Annotated in this window: 28 protein-coding genes and 1 pseudogene; 15 read left to right on the top strand and 14 right to left on the bottom strand. The window is 72.1% G+C overall.

All coding sequences use genetic code 11. The annotated features are described in order from the left end of the window. Nucleotides 1-52 precede the first annotated feature (52 nt). The 3 genes from folB to ACIBPC_RS10895 are packed head-to-tail and all read left to right on the top strand — an operon-like array spanning nucleotide 53 to nucleotide 1,574. Nucleotides 53-412 carry a dihydroneopterin aldolase gene (folB, locus tag ACIBPC_RS10905; RefSeq protein ID WP_362960793.1) on the top strand — a complete coding sequence of 120 codons (360 nt, stop codon included), beginning with the start codon at nucleotides 53-55 and terminating at the stop codon, nucleotides 410-412. Continuing rightward, nucleotides 409-1,017, top strand: coding sequence for a 2-amino-4-hydroxy-6-hydroxymethyldihydropteridine diphosphokinase (gene folK / locus ACIBPC_RS10900; RefSeq protein WP_362960795.1), 609 nt, complete (start codon nucleotides 409-411; stop codon nucleotides 1,015-1,017). The genes folB and folK overlap by 4 nt, the downstream gene beginning before the upstream one ends. Before the next feature lie 53 nt (nucleotides 1,018-1,070). Further along, nucleotides 1,071-1,574, top strand: coding sequence for a DUF3180 domain-containing protein (locus ACIBPC_RS10895; protein WP_362960798.1), 504 nt, complete (start codon nucleotides 1,071-1,073; stop codon nucleotides 1,572-1,574). Between the two features lie 13 nt (nucleotides 1,575-1,587). On the opposite strand, the gene ACIBPC_RS10890 is transcribed toward ACIBPC_RS10895, so the two are convergent. After that, entirely contained in the window at nucleotides 1,588-2,487 is a 900-nt protein-coding gene (locus ACIBPC_RS10890; protein ID WP_398842891.1) for an alpha/beta hydrolase family protein, read from the bottom strand. Nucleotides 2,488-2,589: 102 nt separating this feature from the next. On the opposite strand from ACIBPC_RS10890, the gene ACIBPC_RS10885 reads away from it, so the two are divergent. Continuing rightward, nucleotides 2,590-3,159, top strand: coding sequence for a TetR/AcrR family transcriptional regulator (locus ACIBPC_RS10885; protein WP_398842888.1), 570 nt, complete (start codon nucleotides 2,590-2,592; stop codon nucleotides 3,157-3,159). Between the two features lie 81 nt (nucleotides 3,160-3,240). Here ACIBPC_RS10885 and ACIBPC_RS10880 read toward each other — a convergent pair whose 3' ends face one another. Then, nucleotides 3,241-3,738, bottom strand: coding sequence for a MarR family winged helix-turn-helix transcriptional regulator (locus tag ACIBPC_RS10880; RefSeq protein ID WP_398842886.1), 498 nt, complete (start codon nucleotides 3,736-3,738; stop codon nucleotides 3,241-3,243). Between the two features lie 82 nt (nucleotides 3,739-3,820). On the opposite strand from ACIBPC_RS10880, the gene ACIBPC_RS10875 reads away from it, so the two are divergent. Beyond that, a complete protein-coding gene (locus ACIBPC_RS10875; protein WP_398842884.1) occupies nucleotides 3,821-4,609 on the top strand; it encodes an SDR family NAD(P)-dependent oxidoreductase in 789 nt (262 codons plus the stop codon). Next, a complete protein-coding gene (locus tag ACIBPC_RS10870) occupies nucleotides 4,606-5,319 on the top strand; it encodes a hypothetical protein (RefSeq protein ID WP_398842881.1) in 714 nt (237 codons plus the stop codon). Before ACIBPC_RS10875 ends, ACIBPC_RS10870 begins: the two co-directional genes overlap by 4 nt. A gap of 16 nt (nucleotides 5,320-5,335) precedes the next feature. Here the strand turns inward: ACIBPC_RS10870 and ACIBPC_RS10865 are convergent, their stop codons facing one another. Continuing rightward, nucleotides 5,336-6,217 (bottom strand): DUF3626 domain-containing protein, encoded by an 882-nt coding sequence (locus ACIBPC_RS10865; protein WP_398842878.1) that lies wholly within the window; start codon nucleotides 6,215-6,217, stop codon nucleotides 5,336-5,338. Beyond that, complete coding sequence (locus tag ACIBPC_RS10860; RefSeq protein WP_398842876.1) at nucleotides 6,183-7,364, bottom strand: ABC transporter ATP-binding protein; 1,182 nt, start codon at nucleotides 7,362-7,364, stop codon at nucleotides 6,183-6,185. Before ACIBPC_RS10860 ends, ACIBPC_RS10865 begins: the two co-directional genes overlap by 35 nt. Nucleotides 7,365-7,405: 41 nt before the next feature. Here ACIBPC_RS10860 and ACIBPC_RS10855 point away from each other — a divergent pair, with 41 nt between their 5' ends. The 4 genes from ACIBPC_RS10855 to ACIBPC_RS10840 all read left to right on the top strand — a co-directional run bounded on the left by ACIBPC_RS10855 (nucleotide 7,406) and on the right by ACIBPC_RS10840 (nucleotide 10,723). Beyond that, nucleotides 7,406-8,152 (top strand): ABC transporter permease, encoded by a 747-nt coding sequence (locus ACIBPC_RS10855; protein ID WP_398842874.1) that lies wholly within the window; start codon nucleotides 7,406-7,408, stop codon nucleotides 8,150-8,152. A 1-nt stretch (nucleotide 8,153) separates the two neighbouring features. Beyond that, nucleotides 8,154-8,891, top strand: a complete 738-nt coding sequence (locus ACIBPC_RS10850; RefSeq protein WP_398842872.1) for an ABC transporter permease — start codon at nucleotides 8,154-8,156, stop codon at nucleotides 8,889-8,891. Nucleotides 8,892-8,956: 65 nt separating this feature from the next. Then, nucleotides 8,957-9,892: an ABC transporter substrate-binding protein gene (locus tag ACIBPC_RS10845; RefSeq protein ID WP_398843045.1), complete on the top strand. Its 936-nt coding sequence runs from the start codon at nucleotides 8,957-8,959 to the stop codon at nucleotides 9,890-9,892. A 111-nt stretch (nucleotides 9,893-10,003) separates the two neighbouring features. Next, nucleotides 10,004-10,723 (top strand): hypothetical protein, encoded by a 720-nt coding sequence (locus tag ACIBPC_RS10840; RefSeq protein ID WP_398842870.1) that lies wholly within the window; start codon nucleotides 10,004-10,006, stop codon nucleotides 10,721-10,723. Between the two features lie 8 nt (nucleotides 10,724-10,731). Here the strand turns inward: ACIBPC_RS10840 and ACIBPC_RS10835 are convergent, their stop codons facing one another. Together ACIBPC_RS10835 and ACIBPC_RS10830 are read right to left on the bottom strand one after the other, a co-directional pair. Next, nucleotides 10,732-11,193: a nuclear transport factor 2 family protein gene (locus ACIBPC_RS10835; protein ID WP_398842868.1), complete on the bottom strand. Its 462-nt coding sequence runs from the start codon at nucleotides 11,191-11,193 to the stop codon at nucleotides 10,732-10,734. A 64-nt stretch (nucleotides 11,194-11,257) separates the two neighbouring features. After that, nucleotides 11,258-11,593 (bottom strand): ArsR/SmtB family transcription factor, encoded by a 336-nt coding sequence (locus tag ACIBPC_RS10830; RefSeq protein ID WP_398842864.1) that lies wholly within the window; start codon nucleotides 11,591-11,593, stop codon nucleotides 11,258-11,260. A 16-nt stretch (nucleotides 11,594-11,609) separates the two neighbouring features. Between ACIBPC_RS10830 and ACIBPC_RS10825 the strand changes: the two genes are divergently transcribed. Further along, nucleotides 11,610-12,086, top strand: a complete 477-nt coding sequence (locus ACIBPC_RS10825) for an SRPBCC family protein (RefSeq protein WP_398842862.1) — start codon at nucleotides 11,610-11,612, stop codon at nucleotides 12,084-12,086. Nucleotides 12,087-12,175: 89 nt separating this feature from the next. Here the strand turns inward: ACIBPC_RS10825 and ACIBPC_RS10820 are convergent, their stop codons facing one another. The 4 genes and pseudogenes from ACIBPC_RS10820 to ACIBPC_RS10805 all read right to left on the bottom strand — a co-directional run bounded on the left by ACIBPC_RS10820 (nucleotide 12,176) and on the right by ACIBPC_RS10805 (nucleotide 16,865). Beyond that, nucleotides 12,176-12,646, bottom strand: coding sequence for a hypothetical protein (locus ACIBPC_RS10820; RefSeq protein ID WP_398842860.1), 471 nt, complete (start codon nucleotides 12,644-12,646; stop codon nucleotides 12,176-12,178). A 669-nt stretch (nucleotides 12,647-13,315) separates the two neighbouring features. Further along, entirely contained in the window at nucleotides 13,316-14,515 is a 1,200-nt protein-coding gene (gene tgmC / locus ACIBPC_RS10815) for an ATP-grasp peptide maturase system methyltransferase (RefSeq protein ID WP_398842858.1), read from the bottom strand. A 441-nt stretch (nucleotides 14,516-14,956) separates the two neighbouring features. Beyond that, nucleotides 14,957-15,487, bottom strand: a pseudogene (locus tag ACIBPC_RS10810) (NUDIX hydrolase); the annotation flags it as partial. Between the two features lie 46 nt (nucleotides 15,488-15,533). Then, the gene (locus tag ACIBPC_RS10805; protein ID WP_398842856.1) at nucleotides 15,534-16,865 is read right to left on the bottom strand and encodes a transcriptional regulator; all 1,332 of its coding nucleotides are present in this window, start codon (nucleotides 16,863-16,865) and stop codon (nucleotides 15,534-15,536) included. A 315-nt stretch (nucleotides 16,866-17,180) separates the two neighbouring features. Between ACIBPC_RS10805 and ACIBPC_RS10800 the strand changes: the two genes are divergently transcribed. The 4 genes from ACIBPC_RS10800 (at nucleotide 17,181) to ACIBPC_RS10785 (ending at nucleotide 18,295) form a co-directional block, all read left to right on the top strand. Further along, nucleotides 17,181-17,441, top strand: a complete 261-nt coding sequence (locus tag ACIBPC_RS10800; RefSeq protein WP_398842853.1) for a hypothetical protein — start codon at nucleotides 17,181-17,183, stop codon at nucleotides 17,439-17,441. Nucleotide 17,442: 1 nt separating this feature from the next. Beyond that, nucleotides 17,443-17,595: a hypothetical protein gene (locus ACIBPC_RS10795; RefSeq protein ID WP_398842851.1), complete on the top strand. Its 153-nt coding sequence runs from the start codon at nucleotides 17,443-17,445 to the stop codon at nucleotides 17,593-17,595. A 170-nt stretch (nucleotides 17,596-17,765) separates the two neighbouring features. Next, the gene (locus ACIBPC_RS10790) at nucleotides 17,766-17,963 is read left to right on the top strand and encodes a hypothetical protein (RefSeq protein ID WP_398842849.1); all 198 of its coding nucleotides are present in this window, start codon (nucleotides 17,766-17,768) and stop codon (nucleotides 17,961-17,963) included. Beyond that, nucleotides 17,960-18,295, top strand: coding sequence for a hypothetical protein (locus ACIBPC_RS10785; RefSeq protein WP_398842846.1), 336 nt, complete (start codon nucleotides 17,960-17,962; stop codon nucleotides 18,293-18,295). Before ACIBPC_RS10790 ends, ACIBPC_RS10785 begins: the two co-directional genes overlap by 4 nt. Here the strand turns inward: ACIBPC_RS10785 and folE are convergent. The 4 genes from folE to tilS form a co-directional block, all read right to left on the bottom strand. After that, the gene (gene folE, locus ACIBPC_RS10780; RefSeq protein WP_362960865.1) at nucleotides 18,279-18,896 is read right to left on the bottom strand and encodes a GTP cyclohydrolase I FolE; all 618 of its coding nucleotides are present in this window, start codon (nucleotides 18,894-18,896) and stop codon (nucleotides 18,279-18,281) included. The two genes, ACIBPC_RS10785 and folE, sit on opposite strands and share 17 nt — an antisense overlap. Before the next feature lie 135 nt (nucleotides 18,897-19,031). Continuing rightward, nucleotides 19,032-21,032, bottom strand: a complete 2,001-nt coding sequence (gene ftsH / locus ACIBPC_RS10775; RefSeq protein WP_362961189.1) for an ATP-dependent zinc metalloprotease FtsH — start codon at nucleotides 21,030-21,032, stop codon at nucleotides 19,032-19,034. Nucleotides 21,033-21,153: 121 nt separating this feature from the next. Next, complete coding sequence (gene hpt / locus ACIBPC_RS10770) at nucleotides 21,154-21,708, bottom strand: hypoxanthine phosphoribosyltransferase (RefSeq protein ID WP_362960867.1); 555 nt, start codon at nucleotides 21,706-21,708, stop codon at nucleotides 21,154-21,156. 68 nt (nucleotides 21,709-21,776) lie between these two features. Further along, on the bottom strand, nucleotides 21,777-22,931 hold the full coding sequence (gene tilS, locus ACIBPC_RS10765) for a tRNA lysidine(34) synthetase TilS (RefSeq protein WP_362960869.1): 1,155 nt from the start codon (nucleotides 22,929-22,931) through the stop codon (nucleotides 21,777-21,779). Between the last annotated feature and the right edge of the window lie 104 nt (nucleotides 22,932-23,035).

Here is a 23,035-nt window from a genome sequence, read left to right as displayed (position 1 = left end):
AGGGCAGGGGGTCAGGACGACCGTGCACGACTGGTGAGAGGGAGTGAGCGCCGTGGACCGTATAGCCCTGCGCGGAGTGAGCGGCAGAGGATTCCACGGGGTGCACCCGAGGGAACGTCAGGAGGGACAGACGTTCGTCGTCGATGTCGTCCTCGGCCTCGACACCCGCCCTGCCGCCGACAGCGACGACCTCGCGCGCACGGTGGACTACGGGGTGGTGGCGGAGCAGATCCACGCGGTCGTCACCGGTGAACCGTGCGATCTGGTCGAGACGCTGGCCCAGCGCATCGCCGACCGGTGCCTCGCGCACGAGGCCGTACAGGAGGCGGAGGTCACGGTGCACAAACCCCAGGCGCCGATCACCGTCCCCTTCGACGACGTGACCATCACCATCAAGCGGAGCCGAACATGACACCCTCGCACGCGTCCTCCCCCGACCCGACCGTCCAGCCGGTGCCCGCTTCCGTCGTCCGCCAGGTGGACGCCGCCGACGCCACGCTGCACAATCCGCGCCGCGCCGTCCTCTCCCTCGGCAGCAATCTCGGCAACCGCCTCGAAACCCTCCAGGGCGCCGTGGACGCGCTGGAGGACACGCCGGGCGTCCGCGTCAAAGCGGTGTCGCCGGTCTACGAGACGGAGCCCTGGGGCGTCGATCCGGGCAGCCAGCCGACGTACTTCAACGCGGTGGTGCTCGTGAAGACCACGCTGCCCCCGGCGTCGCTGCTGGAGCGGGCGCACGCGATCGAGGAGGCGTACCGGCGCGTGCGCGACACCCGGTGGGGGCCGCGCACGCTGGACGTGGACATCCTCAGCTACCAGGGCGTGACGTCGGGCGACCCGGCGCTGACGCTTCCCCATCCCCGTGCGCACGAGCGGGCGTTCGTCCTCGTACCGTGGCACGATGTCGATCCGGACGCGGAGGTGCCGGGCCACGGCACGGTCGCGTCGCTGCTCGCGGAGATCGCCGAGCGGGGGGTGACGGCCAGGCCCGACCTGGCGCTCGTCCTGCCGGACTGACCCGCACCCGCGTCACTCCCACCCGCCCCCGACCACGACGGACTCCGACTGCTGTGAACCAACTGCGGATCAGGACGCTGGCCGTACTGTTCGCCGGTGCCTTCGCCCTGTGCTGGGCGGCCTCCGGGCTGTGGGAGTCGCTGGACAACACGCTCCCGGCCGTCCCGCTGCTCGCCCCGGTCATCCTGGCGCTGATCGCGGGCGTGCTGCTGGCCACGGCGCTGTCGCTGCGCGGCAGGCTGCGCGCCGAGCGGGAGGGCCGCCCGCGCGCCAGGCCGCTCGACCGCATGATGGTGGCGCGGGCCGTCGTCTTCGGGCAGGCGAGCGCGCTGGTGTCGGCGCTGGTCGGGGGCGCGTACGGCGGGCTCGGGCTGTACTTCGTGCTGTACCGGCTGGACGTGCCGAACCGCCGTGACCAGGCGCTGTACGCGGGTCTCGCGGTCGTCGCGGCGGTGGCCGTGATCGCGGCGGCGCTGCTGCTGGAACGGGTCTGCCGCCTGCCGGACGGCGACGAGGACGACGACCGCGGCGGCGGCCCGCTGCGCCACCCCGCCTGATCGCCCCGCCCGATCACTTGCCGACGACGCTCCACGCGTCGCCGCCGCCGTCCGCGAGGGCGGCCCACGGCGCGCTGTCGAGCCCGAAGACGTCGAGGAGGTACGCGGCGACCGCGTCCGCGACGAGGGCGACCCTGGCGGGGTCCTCGTCGGTGGTCTCGGCGACCGCCTCCCCGGCGACGCCGCCCAGCGTGTGCTCGCCCTCGGGGATGGTGAGCAGCCTCTTCGGGGACGGGCTGAGGTGGTAGGCGTCGGTGATCCAGTCGGGCCCGCGGGTGGAGAGCGGGGAGTCGTCCCTGCCGCCCGCGACGACCAGGGCGGGGGTGGTCATGGCCGAGAAGTCCGGCCGGCTGAACGGGAGGTGCTCGGCGGCGAACGGGGTGAGGCTGTCGCCGGTCCCCGCGGGGGCCACCAGCGCACCGGCCGTGACGGCGGGGTGGGAGAAGTCCTCGCCTGGTGCGCCGTCGGCGTCGAGCACGCGCGCGCCGAGGAGCGTCCCGGCGGTCTGGGCGCCCCAGGAGTGGCCGGCGACGGCGACGCGCGCGCGGTCGGCGCGGGTCTCCAGGCCGGCGTCGGCGAGGATGCCGCCGAGGTGGTCGAGGACCGCGTGGAGGTCGGCGATGCGGACGCGCCAGATGGTGGGGAAACGGGGGTCGTCCCAGCCGATGCCGTTGCGGCGTGAGTCGAGGTGGGTGGGCTGCACGACGACGAATCCGGCGGCGGCCCACCGGTCGGCGAGCGGCCCGTACCCGTCGAGGGACCACGCGTTGCCGTGGGAGAAGACGATGACGGGCAGGTCGTGGCCGGTCAGCGGGGCGGTGACCTTCACGAGCAGGTCGGTGCCGCGGCCCGGGGCGGGGACGGTGATCGGCTTGACCGCGGCGATCCGCCGGGCGGGGGTGGCTGAAGACATGGGGGACCTGTGCTTTCTGCGGGGGAGCGTTCTGCCACACTTTGACGGAACGCCGTTCCGCCAACTTAGCGGAACAATGTTCCGCGAGCAAAGGAGAACCCTGTGCCCGAACCGGTCGGAGCACGCCAGGCCCAGGCGCGGCGCACCCGCGGCGAGGTACTGGCCGCCGCGGCGGACGCCTTCGTGTGCCAGGGCGTCCAAGCCCCCGTACGCGACATCGCCGAACGCGCCGGGGTCGGCCTCGGCACGGTCTACCGGCACTTCCCGACGCGCGCCGACCTCGTCACCGCCGTCTACCGGCACCAGATCGACACGTGCGCCGCGCTCGCGCCGCGACTCCTGGAGGAGTCGCCCTCCCCGTTCACCGCGCTGACCCGCTGGGCGGACGCGTTCGCGGACTTCCTGGTGACCAAGCACGGCCTCGGCGCGGCGCTGGGGTCGGGCGACGCGGGTCTGGAGAACCTCCACGCCCTCATGCTCGACACCCTGGTCCCCGCCTGCGCGACCCTGCTCGACGCCTGCGCCGCGGCCGGGGAGACCGACCCCGGCCTCGCCGCCTACACGCTCATGCGCGCCATCGGGAACCTCTGCATCACCGGCCCCGACTACGACCAGGCGGACGCCAAGCGCATGGTCGCCACCCTCCTCACCGGCTGCCGCAGCACCGCGTAGCGACCGCGCGCACCGCCGGTCAGGGCCTGCGCGGATTCAACGGCGCGGCAGGCCGCCGTACGGGCAACGGGCGCGGGCCTCTCACTCCCGCCCGCCCCCGCCCCGGTAGCCGGGGTGCACTCCCGGGGTCAGGCCCTCGGCGGCGGCGAGCGCGCCGAGGAGCCGCCCCAGCGTCTCGCGCTGCTCCGGCGTGAGCGGTTCCAGCAGCGCGTCCTCGTGGGCGGCGGCGACCGTCCCCACCCTGCCCAGCAGCTCCTCGCCCCGCGCGGACAGGCGCAGTTCGTGGTGGCGCCGGTCGCGGGCGCTGCGGTGGCGTTCGACCAGGCCGAGGCCGTCGAGCCGGTCCACGAGGGCGACCACCCTGCTCGGGACGACGCCGAGCGTCTCCGCCAGGTCGCGCTGGCTCAGCCCGGCGCGGGTCCCGATGAGCCGCAGCAGGCCCACGTCGGCGGGCCGCACGCCCAACTCCCCGACCCGTTCGGCGAAACGCTCGGCGGCCCGCGCGCCGACCTGCGCGAGCAGGAACGCGGTTCCCCGCGGCACGGGCGGTCCGGCAGGGCGTTGCGGTGTCTCGGCCATGGGGTTACGGTAGCCCGACTGAATGATTCATAGCCATGAATCATTCTTCCTCAAGAATCAAACCGCCCACCGAGGGGACCCCATGCCCACACCACCCATCACCTCCCCACCCCCCTGGCCGCCGCTGCCCGGCCTCGCGGGGCGCACGGCGCTCGTCACCGGCGGTTCACGCGGCCCAGGCGCCGCCACCTGCCGCGCGCTCGCCGCCAGCGGGGCGCGCGTCGCGGTGACCGGCCGCGACCGCGCCGCCCTCGACGCGGTCGTCGCCGCGATCAGGGCCGAGGGCGGTGACGCCCACGCCTTCCCGGCCGACGTCACGGAACCCCTCGGCGATCTGCGCGCCGCCGTCGCCGAGAGGTACGGATCCGTGGACGTGCTCTGCCCGTTCGCCGGGGGCCAGGGGCGGCCCGAGCCGAGCGCGGCGCTCGGCCTCGACCGCTGGCGCGAGGTCCTGGAGACCGATCTGACCTCCGTCTTCGCCACGGTCACCGCGTTCCTGCCGGACATGGTGGAACGCGGCGCGGGCAGCGTCGTCCTGATGTCCTCGGCCGCCGCCCGGCAGCCCGGCGGGGCGAACGCCGCCTACGCCGCGGCCAAGGCGGGCGTCGTGATGCTCGGCAAGCACCTGGCCAGGGAACTCGGCCCCGCCGGGATCCGCGTCAACTGCCTCGCGCCCTCCGCCGTCGAGAACGAGCGGCTGCGCGCCGCGCTCGACGAGCGGCAACGGGCCGGGCTCGCGGCCGCGTTCCCCCTCGGCCGGCTCGGCCGGGACGAGGACGTGGCGCAGGCGGCCCTCTGGCTCGCCTCGGACGCCGCCTCCTGGGTGACCGGGGTGACGCTCGACCTCAGCGGCGGGCGGGTGATCGTATGAGCGCCCCCGCAGCGCCCCCGGCACCGGCCCGCACACCGCACGAGCCGCAGCACGGCCCGCACCCCGGCATCCTGGCGGTCGTCGCCACCGGGCTCTTCCTCGCCGGGCTGCTCGTGCCCCTCGCGCTGTCCGGCGGCTCGGCCTTCCCCTCGCCGTTCGGCGACACCGCGGCGAGCCTCGCGCACTTCCGGGAGCACGCGGCGCCGACCAGGACCGGCGGGGCGCTGCACTTCGCCGCCTCCGTACCGCTGGCGATCTACGCGGCGACGGTCTCCGCCCGGCTGCACCGCCTGGGCATACGCGCCCCGGGCGCCACGATCGCGCTCGCGGGCGGGCTGCTCGCGTCGGCCGCCCTGGCCGCCTCAGGCCTGCTGGCCTGGGTGCTCGGCCAGTCCGACGTTGTGGAGCACCCGGGCGTGGTCCCCGCCCTGCACCTCCTGGCGTTCGCCACCGGCGGGGCCGGGCACGTCGTCCCGCTCGGGCTGCTGGTCGCCGGGATCGCGGTGCCGGGGCTGCTGGCCGGGCTGCTGCCGCGCCGCCTCGCCTGGGCGGGCCTGGTGCTCGCCGCCCTCGCCGAGCTGTCCGTGTTCTCGCTCCTCGCGGAGGCGCTGTCGCCGCTGCTGCCGGTGGCGCGCTTCGGCGGCCTCGCCTGGCTGATCGCGGCGGGCTTCCTGCTGCCGCGCACACGCCCGCGCACGCGCCGGGCGTGAACGCCGTACGCGCTGGTCACGGCTGCGGCGGCGCGCCGAAGCAGGCGACGTGGTGCCAGACCTTCTTCAGCGCCTGCGGGTCGTGGCGGCCCGTCGCGGCGGCCCGGCCGATGATCCACGGGTCGAGGCGGCCGTCCACCGCGATCGCGCGGCCGAGCGCGACGTACTCGGGCCCCCGGAAGCCGGGGTGCGCCGCCAGTTCCTCCACCGTGAGCCGGAATCCGGCGTGCCACTCCACCGGGCACGGCAGCAGCCGCGCGTCCGCCTCCACGGGCGTTCCCCGGTAGGACGGGTCGAGGACGAGCGCGGCCACGTCGCGGTCGAAGCGGACGGGCCCGTGGACCTGCGCCTCCACGTGGCCGTCGAGCGCGTCGAGGCCGCCCGCCTCGGCGAGCGGGACCAGCGCGCAGCGGTCGGCGGTGCCGAAGTCGGTGGGCCCGGTGGAGCTGTCGGGGTAGCAGAACGTGGCGCGGGCCAGGACGTGCGGGCGCAGCACGAAGTAGGACGAGCCGAAGCGCGGCGCGCCGCCCGCCGGGTCGCGGCGGTGGTTGAGGGCGCCGTAGACGGGGCGTTCGTGGGCGGGCGCGGCGTCGTAGGCGCCACCGAAGATGCGGCTCTCCCACAGCCACCGGTCGCCGCCGGGGCGGGCGGTGAGGCCGCCGTTGCCGGTGCCGGTGACGAACTGGGAGAGGTAGCGGCCGTCGTCGGCCATCGAGCGCAGGAGGGAACGGCCGGGCGCCGCGTCCCGGTCGGGGTGGAAGCTGACCGTGAGCGGGGTCGCCGGGGCCAGCGGGCCGCCGGCCGAACGGGCCGCGACGTACCGCAGCGCCCGTTCGGCCGGTGTGTCCGTGCCCGTGCCTCCGTCAACCCGCCGCGGTGACGATGTCCAGCTCGACATCGGCGCGCTCGATGGCGTTGGCGTCCGCGTCGATGGAGCGGCGCAGGGCCTCGTGCAGGCTGGAGGGGGTCAGCACGCCGAGGAAGCGGTCGTTGTCCGCCGGGTCGAGGACGGCGATCCAGCCCGCGTCGTACTGGAGCATGGTGCTGAACGCCGTCTTCAGCGAGGCGCCGAGCGGCAGCCACGCCTCCATGCGGCGGGCGTGCGCGGAGACCGGCCCCTCGGCCGACGCGGCGCCGTCCTGGCCACCGGGTATCGGCACCCAGCCGTGCAGCGTGTCGTCGCCGTCGAGGACGACGGCCCAGCGCGCGCCGGACTCGCGCATCCCGGCGACGGCGGCGCTCATCGGGTCGGCGAGGTGGACGACGGGCGGCTGTTCGAGGTCGCCGCGCTCCACCGGGGTGACCGACAGCCGCTTCAGGCCGCGGTCGCTGCCGACGAACGACGCGACGTAGTCGGTGGCGGGCGCGCCGAGCACGGCGGCCGGGGAGTCGAACTGCTCGATGCGGCCCTGCCCGTAGACGGCCATCCGGTCGCCGAGCCGGACGGCCTCCTCGATGTCGTGCGTGACGAAGAGCACGGTCTTGCGCATCTCCGCCTGGAGGCGGAGGAATTCGTTCTGCAAACGTTCGCGGACGACCGGGTCGACGGCGCCGAAGGGCTCGTCCATCAGCAGGACGGGCGGGTCGGCGGCGAGGGCGCGGGCGACGCCGACGCGCTGGCGCTGGCCGCCGGAGAGCTGGTCGGGGTAGCGGTCGCCGTGCACGGCCGGGTCGAGACCGACCAGTTCGAGCAGTTCCGCGGCCCGGCGGCGTGCGGTGGCGCGGCGCTCGCCGAGGAGGACGGGGACGGTCGCCGTGTTGTCGAGGACGGTGCGGTGGGGGAAGAGGCCGACCTGCTGGATGACGTACCCGATCCGGCGGCGCAGCTTCACCGGGTCGTAGTCGGCGACGTCCTTGCCGTCGAACAGGACGCGGCCCGAGGTGGGCTCCTCCAGCCGGTTGACCATCCGCATCGTGGTGGTCTTCCCACAACCCGAGGGCCCGACGAGGGTCACGATCTCACCCTCGGCCACCTCCAGGTTCAGGTCATCGACGGCAACCGTGCCGTCCTGATAACGCTTGGTGACATTCTCGAACCGCAACATGTTCATCATTCTGTCAGGTTTAACGACTAGGGTCGTTGTACATGAGTGCGGTGAGCAGCGTGAGCTGCCTACAGGCGAACGAGTGGATCTGCGGCGAGTACGTCCGCGACCGCGCCGACGAGCTCACCGATGCCACGGTGGAACACCTCGTCATCACAGCGACCGCGATCGGCATCGCCATCGTCGTCGCCTTCCCGCTGGCGCTGCTCGCGCGGCGCTGGCGCCTCGCCGCGGGCGGCATCCTGGGGGTGACGACGATCCTCTACACCGTGCCGACCCTCGCCATGTACGCGCTGCTGCTGCCGGTGTTCGGCATCTCCATGTCGGTGGTGGTCTGCGGCCTTGTCCTCTACTCCCTCACGATTCTCGTCCGCAACACCCTGGAGGGTTTGCGCGCGGTCCCCGACGAGGCACGCGAGGCAGCCCGCGGCCTCGGCTACGGGCGGCTCCGGCTGCTGCTCACCGTCGAACTGCCCCTCGCCCTCCCCGCCCTGCTGGCGGGCGTCAGGATCGCGACCGTCTCGGCCGTCTCGCTGACGACGGTCGGCGCCATCGTCGGCTACGGCGGGCTCGGCAACCTCATCTACTCGGGCATGGACAGCTACTTCAAGGCCCAGGTCCTCACCGCGTCCGTCCTCTGCGTCGCCCTCGCCGTCGCGTCCGACCTGCTGCTGCTCCTCGCGCAGCGCCTGCTGACGCCCTGGGAACGCTCCGGCGGACGGCGACGGTGGCGGCGGCGCTCCGCCGTACGCCAGGACGCGGCGCTCGCGACCCCGGAGGCGGTGTGACATGGGAAGTGTCGAGGAAGCCTGGAACTGGCTCGCCGACGGCGCCAACTGGTCGGGATCGGCGGGCGTCTGGCACCGCCTGAACGAGCACCTCCAGCTCACCGGCCTGTGCCTGCTGATCTCCTGCGCCATCGCCCTGCCGCTCGCCCTGTGGCTCGGCCACAACGGCGGCCGCCGCGTCGGCGGCGCCGTCGCCATCAACATCTCGAACGCGGGACGCGCCGTCCCCACCTTCGCCGTCCTCGTCCTGCTCACCCTCAGCCCGCTCGGCCGCCAGGGCGAACTGCCGACGATCATCGCGCTCGTCCTGTTCGCCGTGCCGCCGCTGCTGACCAACGCGTACGTCGGCGTCTCCACGGCCGACCGCGACGTCGTGCAGGCCGCGCGCGGCATGGGCATGTCCCGGTGGCAGCTGCTCGGCCGCGTCGAGGTGCCCCTCGCGTTCCCGCTGATCATGACCGGCGTGCGCACCGCCGCCGTGCAGATCGTCGCCACCGCGACCCTGGCCGCGCTGCCGGGCGGCGGCGGCCTCGGCCGCCTGATCACGGCAGGTTTCGCCACCTACCGGACGGGTCAGGTGGTGGCGGGCGCCGCGCTCGTCGCCCTGCTGGCCCTCGCCATCGAGGGGCTGCTCGTGCTCGCACAGCGCCTGCTCGACCCGAACCCCCGCCGTACCGCGCCCCGTCGCCGTACGCCAAGAACCACCCAGTCAGAACCTGTTGGACGGAGAATCTCGTGACCTCGACACCCAAGCGCCGTCACCGCACCGCGCTGCTCGCCGCCGGCGGCATCGCCGCGCTGTCCATGACGCTCAGCGCCTGCGGCGGCGGCGACAGCCTGGAGGAGGAGGGCAGCGGCGGCGGTGGCGGCAGCACCGAGCCCGGTGAGGGCGGTGAGGGCGGCGGCGGCTCGCTGACCATCGGCGGCGCCAACTTCACCGAGGCCACCATCATGGCCGAGCTGTACTCCCAGGTCCTGGCCGACGCCGGGTTCGACACGGACATCGCCACCGTCGAGGGCCGCGAGCTGTACGAGCCGGAGCTGGAGAGCGGCGGCATCGACATCGTGCCCGAGTACGCCGCGACGATGGCCGAGTTCCTCAACGCGCAGGTCAACGGCCCCGACGCCGAGCCCGTCGCCACCTCCGACGCGGACGAGACGGTCGCCGCCCTGCGCGAGCTGGCCGAGCCGCGCGGCCTGACCGTGCTGGACGCCGGCGACGCGGTGGACCAGAACGCGTTCGCCGTCAGCCAGGAGTTCGCCGAGGAGCACGACCTCCAGACGCTCACCGACCTGGGCGAGTCGGGCCTGCCCATCGTCCTCGCCGCGGGCGACGAGTGCCCGGAGCGCTACTTCTGCGAGCCGGGCCTCGAAGAGGTCTACGGCATCGACATCACGGAGATCGACCCGCGCGGCGTCGGCACCGTCCAGTCGAAGCAGGCCGTCGCGGACGGCGACGACCAGCTCGCGCTCGTCACCACGACCGACGCGACGCTGGAGCAGTTCGGCCTGGTCCTGCTGGAGGACGACAAGCAGCTGCAGCTCGCCGACAACCTGCTGCCCGTCCTCAACACGGAGAGCGCCAGCGACCCGGCCATCGCCGAGGCGCTGAACGAGCTGACCGCGACCCTCACGACCGAGGACCTCAGCCAGCTCAACCTGCAGGTCGACGGCGAGCGCCGCCAGGCCGAGGACGTCGCCCGCGAGTACCTGGAGGAGAAGGGCCTCATCGGCTCCTGACCGGCCGCCGGAACCCCGGAGGGACCGCCCCGCACGGCTGTTGATAACCAGCAGGGCACAACCCTCCGGGGCCACTCCCCCGGGCTTGCGCGACCACGGTAAGTTCGCCCCATGGCCCGTGGACGTCACCGCACATCGGCACTGCACCGTGTGCTGATCCCGGCCGCGCTCGGCAGCGTCGCGCTGCTGTGCGCGGCCGTCGCATGGCTGGTCGGCGGCGAACCCGCCGACCGCGATGCCCTCGTCCTCCGCGTCCTCGTCGCGGCGGCAGCCTTCGCCGCCGTCGCCGGCGCCGCGCTGCTGCGCCGCTGGGACGCCGAGGCGAGCCGCCAGGTCGCCCGCGAACGGGCCGACAAGGCCGGTCTCAGCTGGCGCGCCGAGGAGCGCGAGTCCCAGCTGGAGGAGGCGCGGGAGCTGGTCGCCGCGCTGGAGGACAAGGTCCGCGACAAACGCGCCGAGCTGGGACGCCTGCGCTCCGAGCACGCCGACCTGCTGCGCCGTTACGCGACCGCCGAGAGCGAACGCGCCCGCGCCCTGGAGGGCCGCCGCCGCCTCGCGCTCGAAGCGGCGGAACCCCCGCGCGCCCTGACCGCCGGACCCGCCGACCACCGTACGCACACCGGGGCCCCGACCCCGCTGACGTACCGGCTGGCCCACGACGCGCTCACCCGCCTCGCCCGCCCGGCGCCCGCCCCCGAACCGGCCGCCCCGGAGCCGGACCCGGCCGCACGCCGCCAACTCCCCCCGTCACCCCGCAAGCCCGCGTCGATCCAGCGCACGGGCGGCGGCTTCGACTTCTTCGGCACCGGAACCGGAACCGGCACGCGCTGACGCCCGCCTCACCCACCGAACGGGCGTGGCACACCGCCCGTTCGGCAGGCGTCGGCGATGGCCCGCGTGTCCCAGTAGAACGGGTAGACCTCGGCGATCCGCCCGTCCTCGACCCGGATCGTCTGGAGGATCGGGAAGCCGAGTTCGCGGCCGGTGGCCCGCGCGCGGGCGCGGATCTGCGTGAGCACCACCACCGTTTCCCCGGTGGCGAGGAACTCCTGCTCCACCATCTCGAACGACTCCCACGCCTCCGCCATCGCGAGGAAGAACCGCGCCATGCCGTCGTGCCCGCGCCAGGTGCCGCCGTAGGGCAGGGCGTCCGCCTGGTGCAGCACGACGTCGGGTGCGAAGAAGGGCGCGAGCAGGTCGAACGAGGCCCGGCCGGGGCCCCCCGCCGCCAGATACTCCGCCTCGGCCGCGTACATACCGGTGAGGACCGTCACTGAGTCCGTAGCTGATGACATCGCCATACCGCCAGCCTGGCCGCCGCACGGAACTCCCGCTGGCGGCGATCGGACACCGCTGTCCGGGGCGCTACTCCCGGGCGTCCCGGTCGAGTGCGTCGAGCAGGTCGACGGCGGCGGTCATGTAGCCGCTGATCCAGCGGTCGTGGATGCGCTTGATGGGCAGGGGCGCGAGCGACAGGTGGCGCTCGCGCCCCAGCCGCCGGCCGGTGACGAGCCCGGCCTGCTCCAGCACGCGGAGGTGCTGGAGCACGGTGGTGCGGTCGAGTTCGGGCAGCAGGGCGCACAGTTCCCCGGTGGTGCGGGTGGCGGCCTTGAGCGCGTCGAGCATGCGCCGCCGCACCGGCGAGGCGAGGGCCTTGAACACGCGGTCGTCGTCCGCGTCCTCGTCAGTCGAGCCAGTCATGTTGTAACTTTACAACATGACATCGAACGCACCCCTCACCGAACTGTCCTTCACCGTCTCGGGACGCGTCGCACGGCCCGTCGAGCAGGTCTACGAAGCCGTCGCCGACCCGGACCAGCTGTCCCGCTACTTCACCACCGGCGGCGCCAAGGGCCGCCTCGAACCGGGCGGGGAGGTGACATGGGACTTCGCCGACTTCCCCGGCGCGTTCCCCGTCACCGTGACCGAGGCGGACCCGCCGCGACGGCTGGCCATCGAGTGGGACGGCAGCGCGACCACCGGCGAGAAGGGCACCACGCGCACGGTCTTCGAGTTCGAGCCGATCGACGCGGGCCGGCGCACGCTGGTGACGATCACCGAGACCTCATGGCAGCCCACCCCCGACGGCGCCAAGGCGGCCTTCGGCAACTGCGAGGGCTGGACGGGCATGCTCACCGCACTCAAGGCATGGCTCGAACACGGCATCAACCTCCGCGACGGCTTCTACCGCTGACCCCACGACCCCGGGGCCGCCCCAGTCAGCCACGGGCGGCCCCAGCGGGGCCCGGCTGCCCGGAGCCGGGACAGCGCGGCTGACGACTCTCATTGCGGCAGGGAGTACAGCACGTTCGTGGCAAAGGCGCGATTGTCCGGTGCGGGATCACAGTCGGCTATGCGCTGGACGCCCGGACGGAACTGTCTCCATCCCAGGTGCCCCGCGGCTGATGTGGCCGCGCACCGCACTTCGACCGAATCGCCGTCCAGGCCCTGGACGACAGCCCCGAACACCGCATCGTCGTACGAGCGTGGTGCTGTCACCCCGAGGAGTTCCAGGGCGCGTTCGCGTTCGCTGCCCGAGATGACGGGCTGTGCCAGTGTGGCGAGGAAGTCCGTGTAGGCGGCTGTGTCGAAGGCCGCCATGAAACGGGCCACGGTGCGGTCCACGTCGTCCCCGCGTATGCGCACGTACAGCGCCTCGATCACCAGGTCATCGACGAACCGGACCGTTCCTGTCCCGTCGACGCTCCAGTCGAACACGTAGGCATCCGCCTCCGTGACGAGGTCGGAGGGCACGGGGACACTCGAAGCCGTTTCCGGGTGCCATCCCTCACGCGCCGCGTGATCCCGCAGATCCTCGAAGCGGCACGAGGTGACAGCAAGTCTCACCTCGCGCATCACGGCACCGCGCAGACCGTGGACGTGGCAATCGCTGTGACGTCTGTCAATCGTCTGCCCTCTCGAAAGCGGCTCCGCCGGTACGGAGACAGCACCGGGACGCCATCATCGCGGATGGCGGCGGGTCGCCCGGCAGATGCCGTGATCCAGGGCGAAGCCGTAGGGCGCGAGACCCTCGGGAGGGTTTCGGGCGAGAACGACGGGACGCCCCACGGGGAGTACGTCGCCGGGCTCGGGGCGTAGTGGCTTCCCGGAGCCATGACTCGCCCGGCCACCGAGGGGTCAGCCGGACAGTCCCTCCGCCGGCCCGCGTTCCTCGCACGCGCCTGCCACGAACATGGGCTGGACGGGCATGCTCGCAGCACTCAAGGCATGGCTCGAACACGGCATCAACCTCGGCGACGGCTTCTACCGCTGACCCGACGGCCCTCGAAGACAACGCCCTTGGACCATCCCGGCCACACTCGGGGGTGTCCCCAAGGGCGGTACTCCCCCTCTCGCGTGGAGTCCACGAGGGAGCAGCCGTTCCCTGTGGTGTGGGGAGGGCGATGCCCGGCGTTCGCGCTCTCAGGCGGGCGGTAGGGAGAGTCGGGGCATCTTGGGGTGCTGGAGGTGTTGGCCGTCTTGGGTCACGGTGAGTGTGAAGTCCGCCGCCCCTGGGGCCCCGGCGGCGTCGTAGGCGTCGAGTACGTCTTCGATGCGGCTCCACAGGTGAACGGGCCCGCTCTCCCCGACGCGCCAGGCCGCGCCGTCCGGCGTGAGGCTCGCCGCCGAGCCGGTCATGACGTCGATGAGGTGGACGGTCTCCCCGATCGTCGTCAACTGTGCGGACGGTACGGCCGATTGCGCGAGGAAGCGGAGGAGGAACGCCTCCTCCGTCGGGTCGTTGATCCGGGCCGGGCTGTGCCGCGCGTCCCTGCGGGCCGGGGGGACGGCTGCCGCCCAGTGGGCGGGGTTGCCGAAGGCGGGCGCGGCGTGGACGCGGGCCGGCATGAACGAGACCGTTCCCGGGAGCAGCGGCCCCGCCGCACTGCCGTCCTCGGCGACGGTGAGCAGCACCCGCGCGTAGCCGTACAGCCAACCGCCCAGTGTCAGCAGGATCTTGCCCCCCGGCCGGGTCTGGGCGACGAGCGCGGGCGGCACGGTGCGGAAGGAGCATGCGGCGACCACCCGGTCGAAAGGCGCTTCCGGCCAGTACCCGTAGAGCCCGTCCGCCACGGCGAGCGTGGGGGAGTAACCGCAGGCGAAGAGGGCGTCGGCCGCCTGGGCGAGGCGGTGGTCGTCCACGTCGATGCTGGTCAGGTCGGTGGAACCGAAGCGTTCGCAGGCGAGCGCGGTGGAGTAGCCGGTGCCGGTGCCGATCTCCAGGACCGTGTGCCCGTCTTCGATGTCGGCGTCTCCCCACATGCGCAGCACGAGCGAGGGGAGCGTGGCCGAGGAGGTCGGTACGCCACCGTGCCGCGTCGCGGGCGCCGCCCAGTCGGGCTCCTCGCCGTCGAACTGCGTGAGGAGCGTGGTGTCCTCGTACGCGGCTGTCAGCCAGTGCGTGCGGTCGAGCGCGGCGGTGACCGGCTCCCAGACGGGCAGACCATCACTGTCGGCCTGCCCGGACGGAAGGTAGAACCCAGGCGTGAACCGCTCCCGGGGCACCACACGCACCGCATCCCCCCACCCCGCATCAGGCAGCACACCGGCTGCGCCAAGCGAGACCGCCAGGGCCGCACGCAGCTCCCCGGCCTCCACCTCGTCAACGGGGTGACGGCTCACCGCTCGTCTCCTCTTCCAGCGCCCGATGGACGCATCGATGCGGGCCTCGAACTCGAACACGGCATCAACCTCCCCGACGGCTTCTACCGTTGACCCAACGCCCCTGGGGCCACTCGCCCCGAGCCCGACGTCGCGCGCTTCGGCGACTGCGGCAGCTGTCCCGCCGCATCGCCGACTTGAACTGCGCACTCATCTCCCCTCCGCACACGCGGGGGGACCCCAAGGACGGTGCCCCTGCCCCAGCGGTGGGTGTTTCCTCCCCGCGCACGCGGGGGTGGTCCCGGCAAGGGACACTTCTTATTGGCCCGGCGCAGTTCCTCCCCGTACATGCGGGGATGCTTCTAGCCGCTGCACCCTGTCCTCATGCCGCTCCGTCTTCCCCCCGCCCACGCGGGGGTGTTCCGCAGATCGTCGTTGCGAAGGATGCGGTGTGTCGCTGCTCCCGTGGTTGAGGTGGTGGAGCAGGAGGAGGGCGGCTGCGGTGTTGGCGGCGGGGATGTGGCCTTGGGTGATGAGGTCGGGGATGGCCTTGAGGGGAAGCCAGGCGCGGCGGGTGGACTCGAAGTCGTCCTGGGGATGGCCGAGGTGCTCGGCGCCTCGGGCCCAGTAGATGTGGTGGCGGGCATCGCTGAGGCCGTTGGAGGGCTCGACAGTGAGGAGGTGGTGGAGCGGGCCGGTGGGGCGCCAGCCGGTCTCTTCGAGCATTTCGCGGGCGGCGGCGTCCTCGATGCTCTCGCCGTCCTCGACCACGCCCGCGGGGATCTCCCAGCCCCAGGTGTCGGTGATGAACCGGTGCCGCCACAACAGCAGGACCTCACCGGCCTCGTTGACGGCGGTGGCCAGGGCGACAGGCCGCTGCCGGATCACATAGTGGTCGAGATGCCGCCCGTCCGGCAGCTCCACATCGGCAAGATTCACCCGCAGCCACGGATTCTCGTACACGGTGTGCTCGCCGAGGTTCTTCCAGATCATCGTTCGCCCTTCCGCTTCGCTCTCACTGATCCCAGCACACCACTGCCTAGTCGATCGGGACCCGCAGCGTGTCGTCGATCAGTGCCACGGCGTCAGCACTCGCCTTGGCGCGGTGTTGAGCGAGTACCGTCCGCACGGAGACCAGTCTGTCGCGCAGTCTGTGCGACTCCATCCCCTTCGCCATCTGGACCATTTCCATTGCCGTGGCAGCCGCCCGCTCGGTGTCACCGCCCACCGCTTCGGCACGGGCCAGGGTCGCGAGTCGGTGTACTCGACCACGAGCGTGCGCCTGCGTATCCACGGCTTCCTGGGCGTAAGTTTGCGCGCTTTTGGTGTCCCCCATGCTCAAGAACGCCTCGGCGAAATGTGCCTCTACAAGCCCGGCCTGGACGTATCCGGTCTCCGCTGGTTCCTCGTCTCTGCGAATTCGCCACAAGGCCTTTTCTGCGTCACGCATGCCACGGTGAGCGGAGTTACGGTCTCCTATGCGGGCGAAAGCCTTGGCCTGCATGGCGTGGAGATCCGCTGCCAACGCTGGCGAGATGTGCGTCCCGGCCGTGCGGAGCGCGGCTTCGGCGAATGCGACAGCCTGACGGTAATCTCGCATGTAAACAGCCTGGTTGACCAAGAGCACCATCACGTACCCGCCGAAGCGGCGGTCACCTGACGCTTTGGCCAGCCTGAGCGCCTGATAGAAGTAGCGCTGGGCGAGTCCTTGTTGATCGGCGTCATACGAGCAGATCCCCGCTACCGCGACCAAGCCCCCGATGGCGCGATGAAGCTCCCGGCCAGTCGCGTCCGAGTAGGAACCGCGAACCAGCGGGGTGGCCTCCGTGTTGAGGAAACTGACGATCCTGCCACGCGTTGCCACGCCGCCGACCCGCCGATACATCTGCTCGTAGTGTGACCTCACTGTCCGTACGACGGCAACGTCATCAAGGCTTACCGACAGGGAGCCGCGACGCGAGACGTCGATGTCCTCGGGCGGGTTCTCCCACTCCCAGACCGGCGCCACGGCTTCCATTCCGTCCATGACGCGGATGCTCCTCACACGACGCTGTTCGTCCGAACGCCACATCGCAGTCGCGCGATCCAAGAACCCGTTCAATGACCCCGCTGGCATCCGTGCCCCTACGAGCCCCATTCCCGCGTCATCGAGTGTGACTGGACGTCCCAGCTTGGCGGAGAGAACGGCGCAGATGAGCCCAGGCACTCGGCCACGTGGGCGTTGGCCACGCAACCACCGGATGACGGCCGTGTTGTCGTAGCGCAGGTTGAGCCCCTGCTTCCTGCCTTCTTCATTGATGCGAACCGCGAGCCCCATATGGGACATACCCGCTTCTTCAAGAAGCGCATCGAGCAGGATGTTCGGTTCCACGCGTCCTCCCTGTGGACTGAGCATCCAACTCTAGTGACTGGACATTCACACAGTGTGTGAAACCACTACTCAAGGACGTAGGCGGCACATACTTCCGCAGCCCAGTAACCAGGCGAAAGGCTGCTTCTCCTCAGCTACATGGGTCTCAGGAGAGTGTGCGTGTTGTCTGCCAACTTGTTGTCCCAACCATGGTTGCCGCCCCCCGGCCAGGTGCGTATTCGCCCTCTGGGGGAGGCATTCGATGCGGTGCGGGTGCCGTCCTTTCAGGGGCTGTATGCCGTTCACCGTCTGCGTCTCTCCGAGCTGGGTGGGCCGGTGATCGAGGATCCGGCGCATGGGGTCATGTACTGGCTCGTCCCGCCGGGGGCGGCGAACGACCGTGAGTGGCCGCCGGGGGTCATCGCGCTCGGGCGGGGGTACTGCCTCGCTGTCCCGGCCGCCGATCGGATCGGGGGCCCGTGGATCGGGGACGGCGAGGTCCGGTGGCTTGTGGTCCAGCCCACCGGGGACTGCCTGACCGACCCGGAGGTGCTGTACCTCGCGCTGGGTCGGGTGTTCGGGGGTCGTTGTGGATGAGATGCCGCGTCCCCGCCCGAGGTTCCTGACGGTGGCGCCGGTGCGGGAGGAGAACCCCCACATCACCGTCATCACCGGCCTGGAAGGGCCTGTCCTCCCCCGCCCGGAACCCGAGGCCGAGGGCGACGAGCCTGAGGGTGGTGAGGAGCAGTGAGTCTGCTGCCGCGTTGTATGTACTGCGAGGCCACCACGGGTGAGCTGGTGGCGGTTGCTCTGGTCGCGTCGGGTTCGGGGCCGGGGTGGACGTATCAGGCGTGTCGCACGTGCCGGGTCTCGGAGAGGCTGGTGCCGCTGGTTGCGCACCCGTCCGACTCGTGGGGTGGGATGCACTACTGGCCCGACGTCGTTCCCCACGAACTGGTGGTGCGGCTGGCCGGGTTGGGGAGTGCGTCCGAGCTGCGGCCGGTCGTGGACCGGCTGTTCCCGGCCGTGGCTGCGGTGTTCCGGCGGGAGGTGGCCCAGTCGGCCGTCGAGGATGCCGTCGCCGACCTGTGGGCCGCCGTACCGGTGGAGGAGTCGTGACGGCGTTCGTCTCGCGGCTCTTCACCGGCGGTGAGACCGGCGAGGCCCGGGAGTGGGCCCGCGATGTCCTGGCCGGCTGGGGGTGGGGCGACGCTGCGCCCGTCGTGGGCACCCTGGTCACCGTCGCCCAGGGGCGGCGGCCCTGGTGGCTCAGCCTCCGCGACCACGGCGAGGCCGTCCACGCGCAGGTCCTGCGGGCGCGAGCGGCCCGGATACCGGAGCTGCCGCAACGGATCGCCGGTGCCGACGGCCTCGCCTGGACCTATGGCGCCGCCCGCACCCCGGACGGCCTCTGCCTCTGGGTGAGCGTCAGCGTCAGCGCGCCAGGATGAGGCTCATCGCCTCCGCCCGCGTCGCCGGGTCGCGCAGCTGACCGCGCACCGCCGACGTCGTCGTCTTCGCGCCCGGCTTCCGCACCCCGCGCATCGTCATGCACATGTGCTCGCACTCCACGACCACGATCACGCCGCGCGGCTCCAGGATGCGCATCAGCGAGTCCGCGATCTGCGTCGTCAGCCGCTCCTGCACCTGCGGGCGGCGCGCGAAGACGTCCACCAGGCGCGCAAGCTTCGACAGCCCGGTGATCTTGCCGTTGGCGGACGGGATGTACCCGATGTGCGCCTGCCCGACGAACGGCACCAGGTGGTGCTCGCACGACGACATCACCTCGATGTCCTTCACGAGCACCATCTCGTCGTGCCCCAGGTCGAACGTCGTCGTCAGCACGTCCTCGGGCCGCTGCCACAGCCCGGCGAATATCTCCCGGTACGCCCGCGCCACCCGCGCCGGGGTGTCGCGCAGCCCCTCGCGGTCCGGGTCCTCACCCACCGCGAGCAGCAGCTCACGTACGGCGTTCTCGGCACGCTTCTCGTCGAACTCGCCGACGGGACCCCCCGGGGGCCCCGGGGTCGAGACGGTCACCGGGTCGGTCATGACGTTCCTCGTTCCTTGTGTGCCTCGTGCGGCGCGGTGGCCGGCGGGAGGGAGCCGGACATGGCCGCGCCCCCCACGGTAGAACGTGGGGGGCACGGGAGACATTCCGTACAGGCGTACCCGAACGGGTGCCGGTCAGTCCTCGCGGCGGTCGTCACCGGCCGACGCCGGGGCCGTGCCCTTGTCCAGGGTGCCGTTCGCGAGGTTGATCTCCTTCGTGGGGAAGGTGACCGGCGGACGGGTGGACGGGGTGCGGCGGGCGGAGCCGGTCCACGCGGGGCGCGGGGGACGCCGGACGATCGGCGCGAAGACCTCCGCCAGCTCCTCCTTGTTCAGCGTCTCCTTCTCCAGCAGGGCGAGCACGAGGTTGTCGAGCACATCCCGGTTCTCGACCAGGATCTCCCACGCCTCGTTGTGCGCGCCCTCGATGAGCTTCTTGACCTCCTCGTCCACCAGCCCGGCGACCTCCTCGGAGTAGTCGCGCTGGTGGGCCATCTCCTTGCCGAGGAACGGCTCGGAGTTGTCCTGGCCGAACTTGATCGCGCCGAGCCGCTCGGTCATGCCGTACTGGGTGACCATCGCGCGGGCCGTGGACGTGGCCTTCTCGATGTCGTCGCCCGCGCCCGTCGTCGGGTCGTGGAACACCAGCTCCTCGGCGGCGCGGCCGCCCATCATGTACGCGAGCCGGTCGAGCATCTCGTTGCGCGTCGTGGAGTACTTGTCCTCCTCCGGCAGCACCATCGTGTAGCCGAGGGCACGGCCGCGCGAGAGGATCGTCACCTTGTGCACCGGGTCGCTGTTCGGAGACGCCGCCGCGACCAGGGCGTGTCCGCCCTCGTGGTACGCGGTGATCATCTTCTCCTTCTGGCTCATGATCCGGGTGCGCTTCTGCGGACCGGCCACGACGCGGTCGATCGCCTCGTCCAGGAACGAGTTGTCGATCAGCTTGGCGTCACCGCGCGCGGCGAGGAGCGCCGCCTCGTTCAGCACGTTGTTCAGGTCCGCGCCGGTGAAGCCGGGCGTGCGCCGGGCGACCGCCGCGAGGTCCACGTCGGGGGCGACGGGCTTGCCCTTCTGGTGGACCTTGAGGATCTCCAGACGGCCCTGCATGTCGGGCCGGTCCACCGCGATCTGCCGGTCGAAGCGGCCGGGACGCAGCAGCGCCGGGTCGAGGATGTCGGGCCGGTTGGTGGCGGCGATCAGGATGACGCCGCCCTTCACGTCGAAGCCGTCCATCTCCACCAGGAGCTGGTTCAGCGTCTGCTCGCGCTCGTCGTGCCCGCCGCCCATGCCGGCGCCGCGGTGGCGGCCGACCGCGTCGATCTCGTCCACGAAGACGATGGCCGGGGCGTTCGCCTTGGCCTGCTCGAACAGGTCGCGGACACGGGAGGCGCCGACACCGACGAACATCTCGACGAAGTCCGAGCCGGAGATGGAGTAGAACGGCACCCCGGCCTCCCCCGCGACGGCGCGGGCGAGCAGGGTCTTGCCGGTGCCGGGCGGGCCGTACAGCAGCACGCCCTTCGGGATCTTGGCGCCGACCGCCTGGAACTTCGCGGGCTCCTGCAGGAACTCCTTGATCTCCTGGAGCTCCTCCACGGCCTCGTCCGAGCCGGCGACGTCGGCGAACGTGGTCTTCGGCGTGTCCTTGGTGATCAGCTTGGCCTTGGACTTCCCGAAGTTCATGACCCGGGAGCCGCCGCCCTGCATCTGGTTCATCAGGAACAGGAAGACGATGATGATCAGCAGGAAGGGCAGGATCGACAGCAGCATCCCGACGAACGGGTTCTGCGACTTCGGCGAGACGGTGTACCCGTCCGGGATCTGGTCGTCCTGGAACTTCTGCTGGAGGGAGTGGGCGACGTCCTCGCCCTGGCCGTCGATGTAATTGGCCTGGACCCGGCTGCTGCCCTCGATCTCCTGACCGTCCTTGAGCTCGACCCTGACGGTCTGCTCGTCACCCGTCGTCAGCTCGGCCGACCGGACGTGGTTCTGGCTGATGGCGGCGAGGACCTTGCCGGTGTCCACCTTCTTGTAGCCCTCGGAAGAGCTGAACACCTGCATCAGCAGAATCACGGCGAGGACGGCCAGCACAATCCACATCACTGGCCCGCGGAAATAGCGCTTCACGTCTATCCATACGGGGCGGCGGGGCCCCGTCCCTCCTGCCACATCTAGGCACAGCCCCCGGCAGGGATCTGCTGTGCGCGGGTGTCCTTGTCATCTCCAACGGTAGGGGATCGGCCGCAGTTCCCGGCTATCCGCTGTAGACATGCTGCGCGAGCGTACCGACAAAGGGGAGGTTCCGGTACTTCTCGGCGTAATCGAGTCCGTACCCGACGACGAACTCGTTCGGGATGTCGAATCCGACCCATTCCACTTCGAGATCGACCTTCGCCGCGTCCGGTTTGCGCAGGAGCGTGCAGATGCGCAGCGACGCCGGTTCCCGCGAGCCCAGGTTGGACAGCAGCCAGGACAGCGTGAGCCCCGAGTCGATGATGTCCTCGACGATCAGGACGTGCCGCCCCTTGATGTCGGTGTCCAGGTCCTTGAGGATCCGCACCACGCCGGACGACTGGGTGCCCGCGCCGTACGAGGACACCGCCATCCAGTCCATGGTGACCGGGGTGGACAGGGCGCGGGCGAGGTCGGCCATGACCATCACCGCGCCCTTGAGGACCCCCACGAGAAGGAGGTCCTTGCCCGCGTACTCCTCGTCGATCACGGTGGCCAGCTCACGGAGCCTGGCGTCGATCTCTTCCTTGGTGATGAGCACCGACTCCAGGTCGGCTCCCAGGTCCGTCTCGTGCACCCGTGACACTGCTCTCTACTGGGCTTGCTGCTGGCTTGGCGCGGGCCGGGACACTCCCTGGTGGTCGGCTAGTGGTCGGCCTGCTGGAGGACCAGTCTGCCACCCTGCCTGCTCGCCTCGACGCGGCCCGGCAGATTGAGGGGCCGCTGCCCCCGCCAGGCCGTGATGAGGCGGTCGGTCTCCTCGATGTGCCGGGCGAACAGCGACCCGGCCGGTGCGCCCGCCGCGATCGCCGCGCGCCGCAGGACGCGGCGGCGTACGGCGGGCGGCAGTTCGTGCAGCGCGGCGACGTCCAGGGTGCCGTCGGGGCGGGTCGCGGCGGCCTCCGCCTGGCGGGCCCAGGCGTCGAGGGCGTCCGCGTCGTCGCGGGAGAGCTGGGCGGTGCGGGCCAGCGCCTCGACGACGCCGCGGCCGAGCGCCTTCTCCAGCACGGGCAGCGCCTCGTGGCGCACCCGGGAGCGGGTGAAGGAGGGATCGGTGTTGTGGGGGTCGTCCCAGACGGGGATGGCCTGGACGAGGCACGCCTTGCGCGTGGTCTGGCGGTCGATGGCCAGGAACGGGCGGCGGTAGCGCCCGGCGGCGGCCCGGTCGCCCGACAGGCCGCCGGAGACGGCCGCCATGCCGGACAGGGAGCGGGTGCCGGAGCCGCGGGCGAGGCCGAGGAGGACGGTCTCGGCCTGGTCGTCGCGGGTGTGGCCGAGGAGGACGGCGGCGGCGCCGTACCGGTCGGCGGCGGCGTCGAGCGCGGCGTACCTGGCGGTGCGGGCGGCGGCCTCCGGGCCCCCGTCGCGGCCGACGTCCACGGCGGCGGTCTCCACCGGTTCGAGGCCGAGGGCGGCGAGGCGCTCGGCGACCTCGCGGGCCCGTTCGTCCGAGCCGTCCTGGAGGCCGTGGTCGACGGTGACGCCACCGGCGCGTACGCCGCAGCGGGGGGCCTCGAAGGCGAGCGCGGAGGCGAGGGCCATGGAGTCGGCGCCGCCCGAGCAGGCGACGAGGACGAGCGGCGCGGAGGGGGCGACCGAGGTGGTCGCGGGGAGGCCGGGGCGGTGCGCGCGGTGGCCGGCCCGGCGGGCGGGGCGGCCGGCGGGGGTCTGGGGTGCGGCGGAGGCGGGGGCGGCGGCGTGGGCTAGCGCCCGGTCGGCCGGGCGGGCCTGGTCGACGATCTCGTGCAGAACGCGGCGGACCGCCAGGCGTATCGCAGCGACCGCGGGGTGGGGACCCATATCCGAATCACTTCTTTCTCCGGGAGCGATGTCACGCTGGGTGCGTAAATGGTGACAGAGAAGGCCTGTTACCTGAGCATCGCACGCCAGGCATGCGGTGAAGG

The organism is Streptomyces sp. NPDC049879 (assembly GCF_044461265.1).
Lineage (GTDB): Bacteria > Actinomycetota > Actinomycetes > Streptomycetales > Streptomycetaceae > Streptomyces.
The sequence above is the reverse complement of the archived record's forward strand: the minus strand, read 5'-3'. Positions and strand labels throughout refer to the sequence as shown.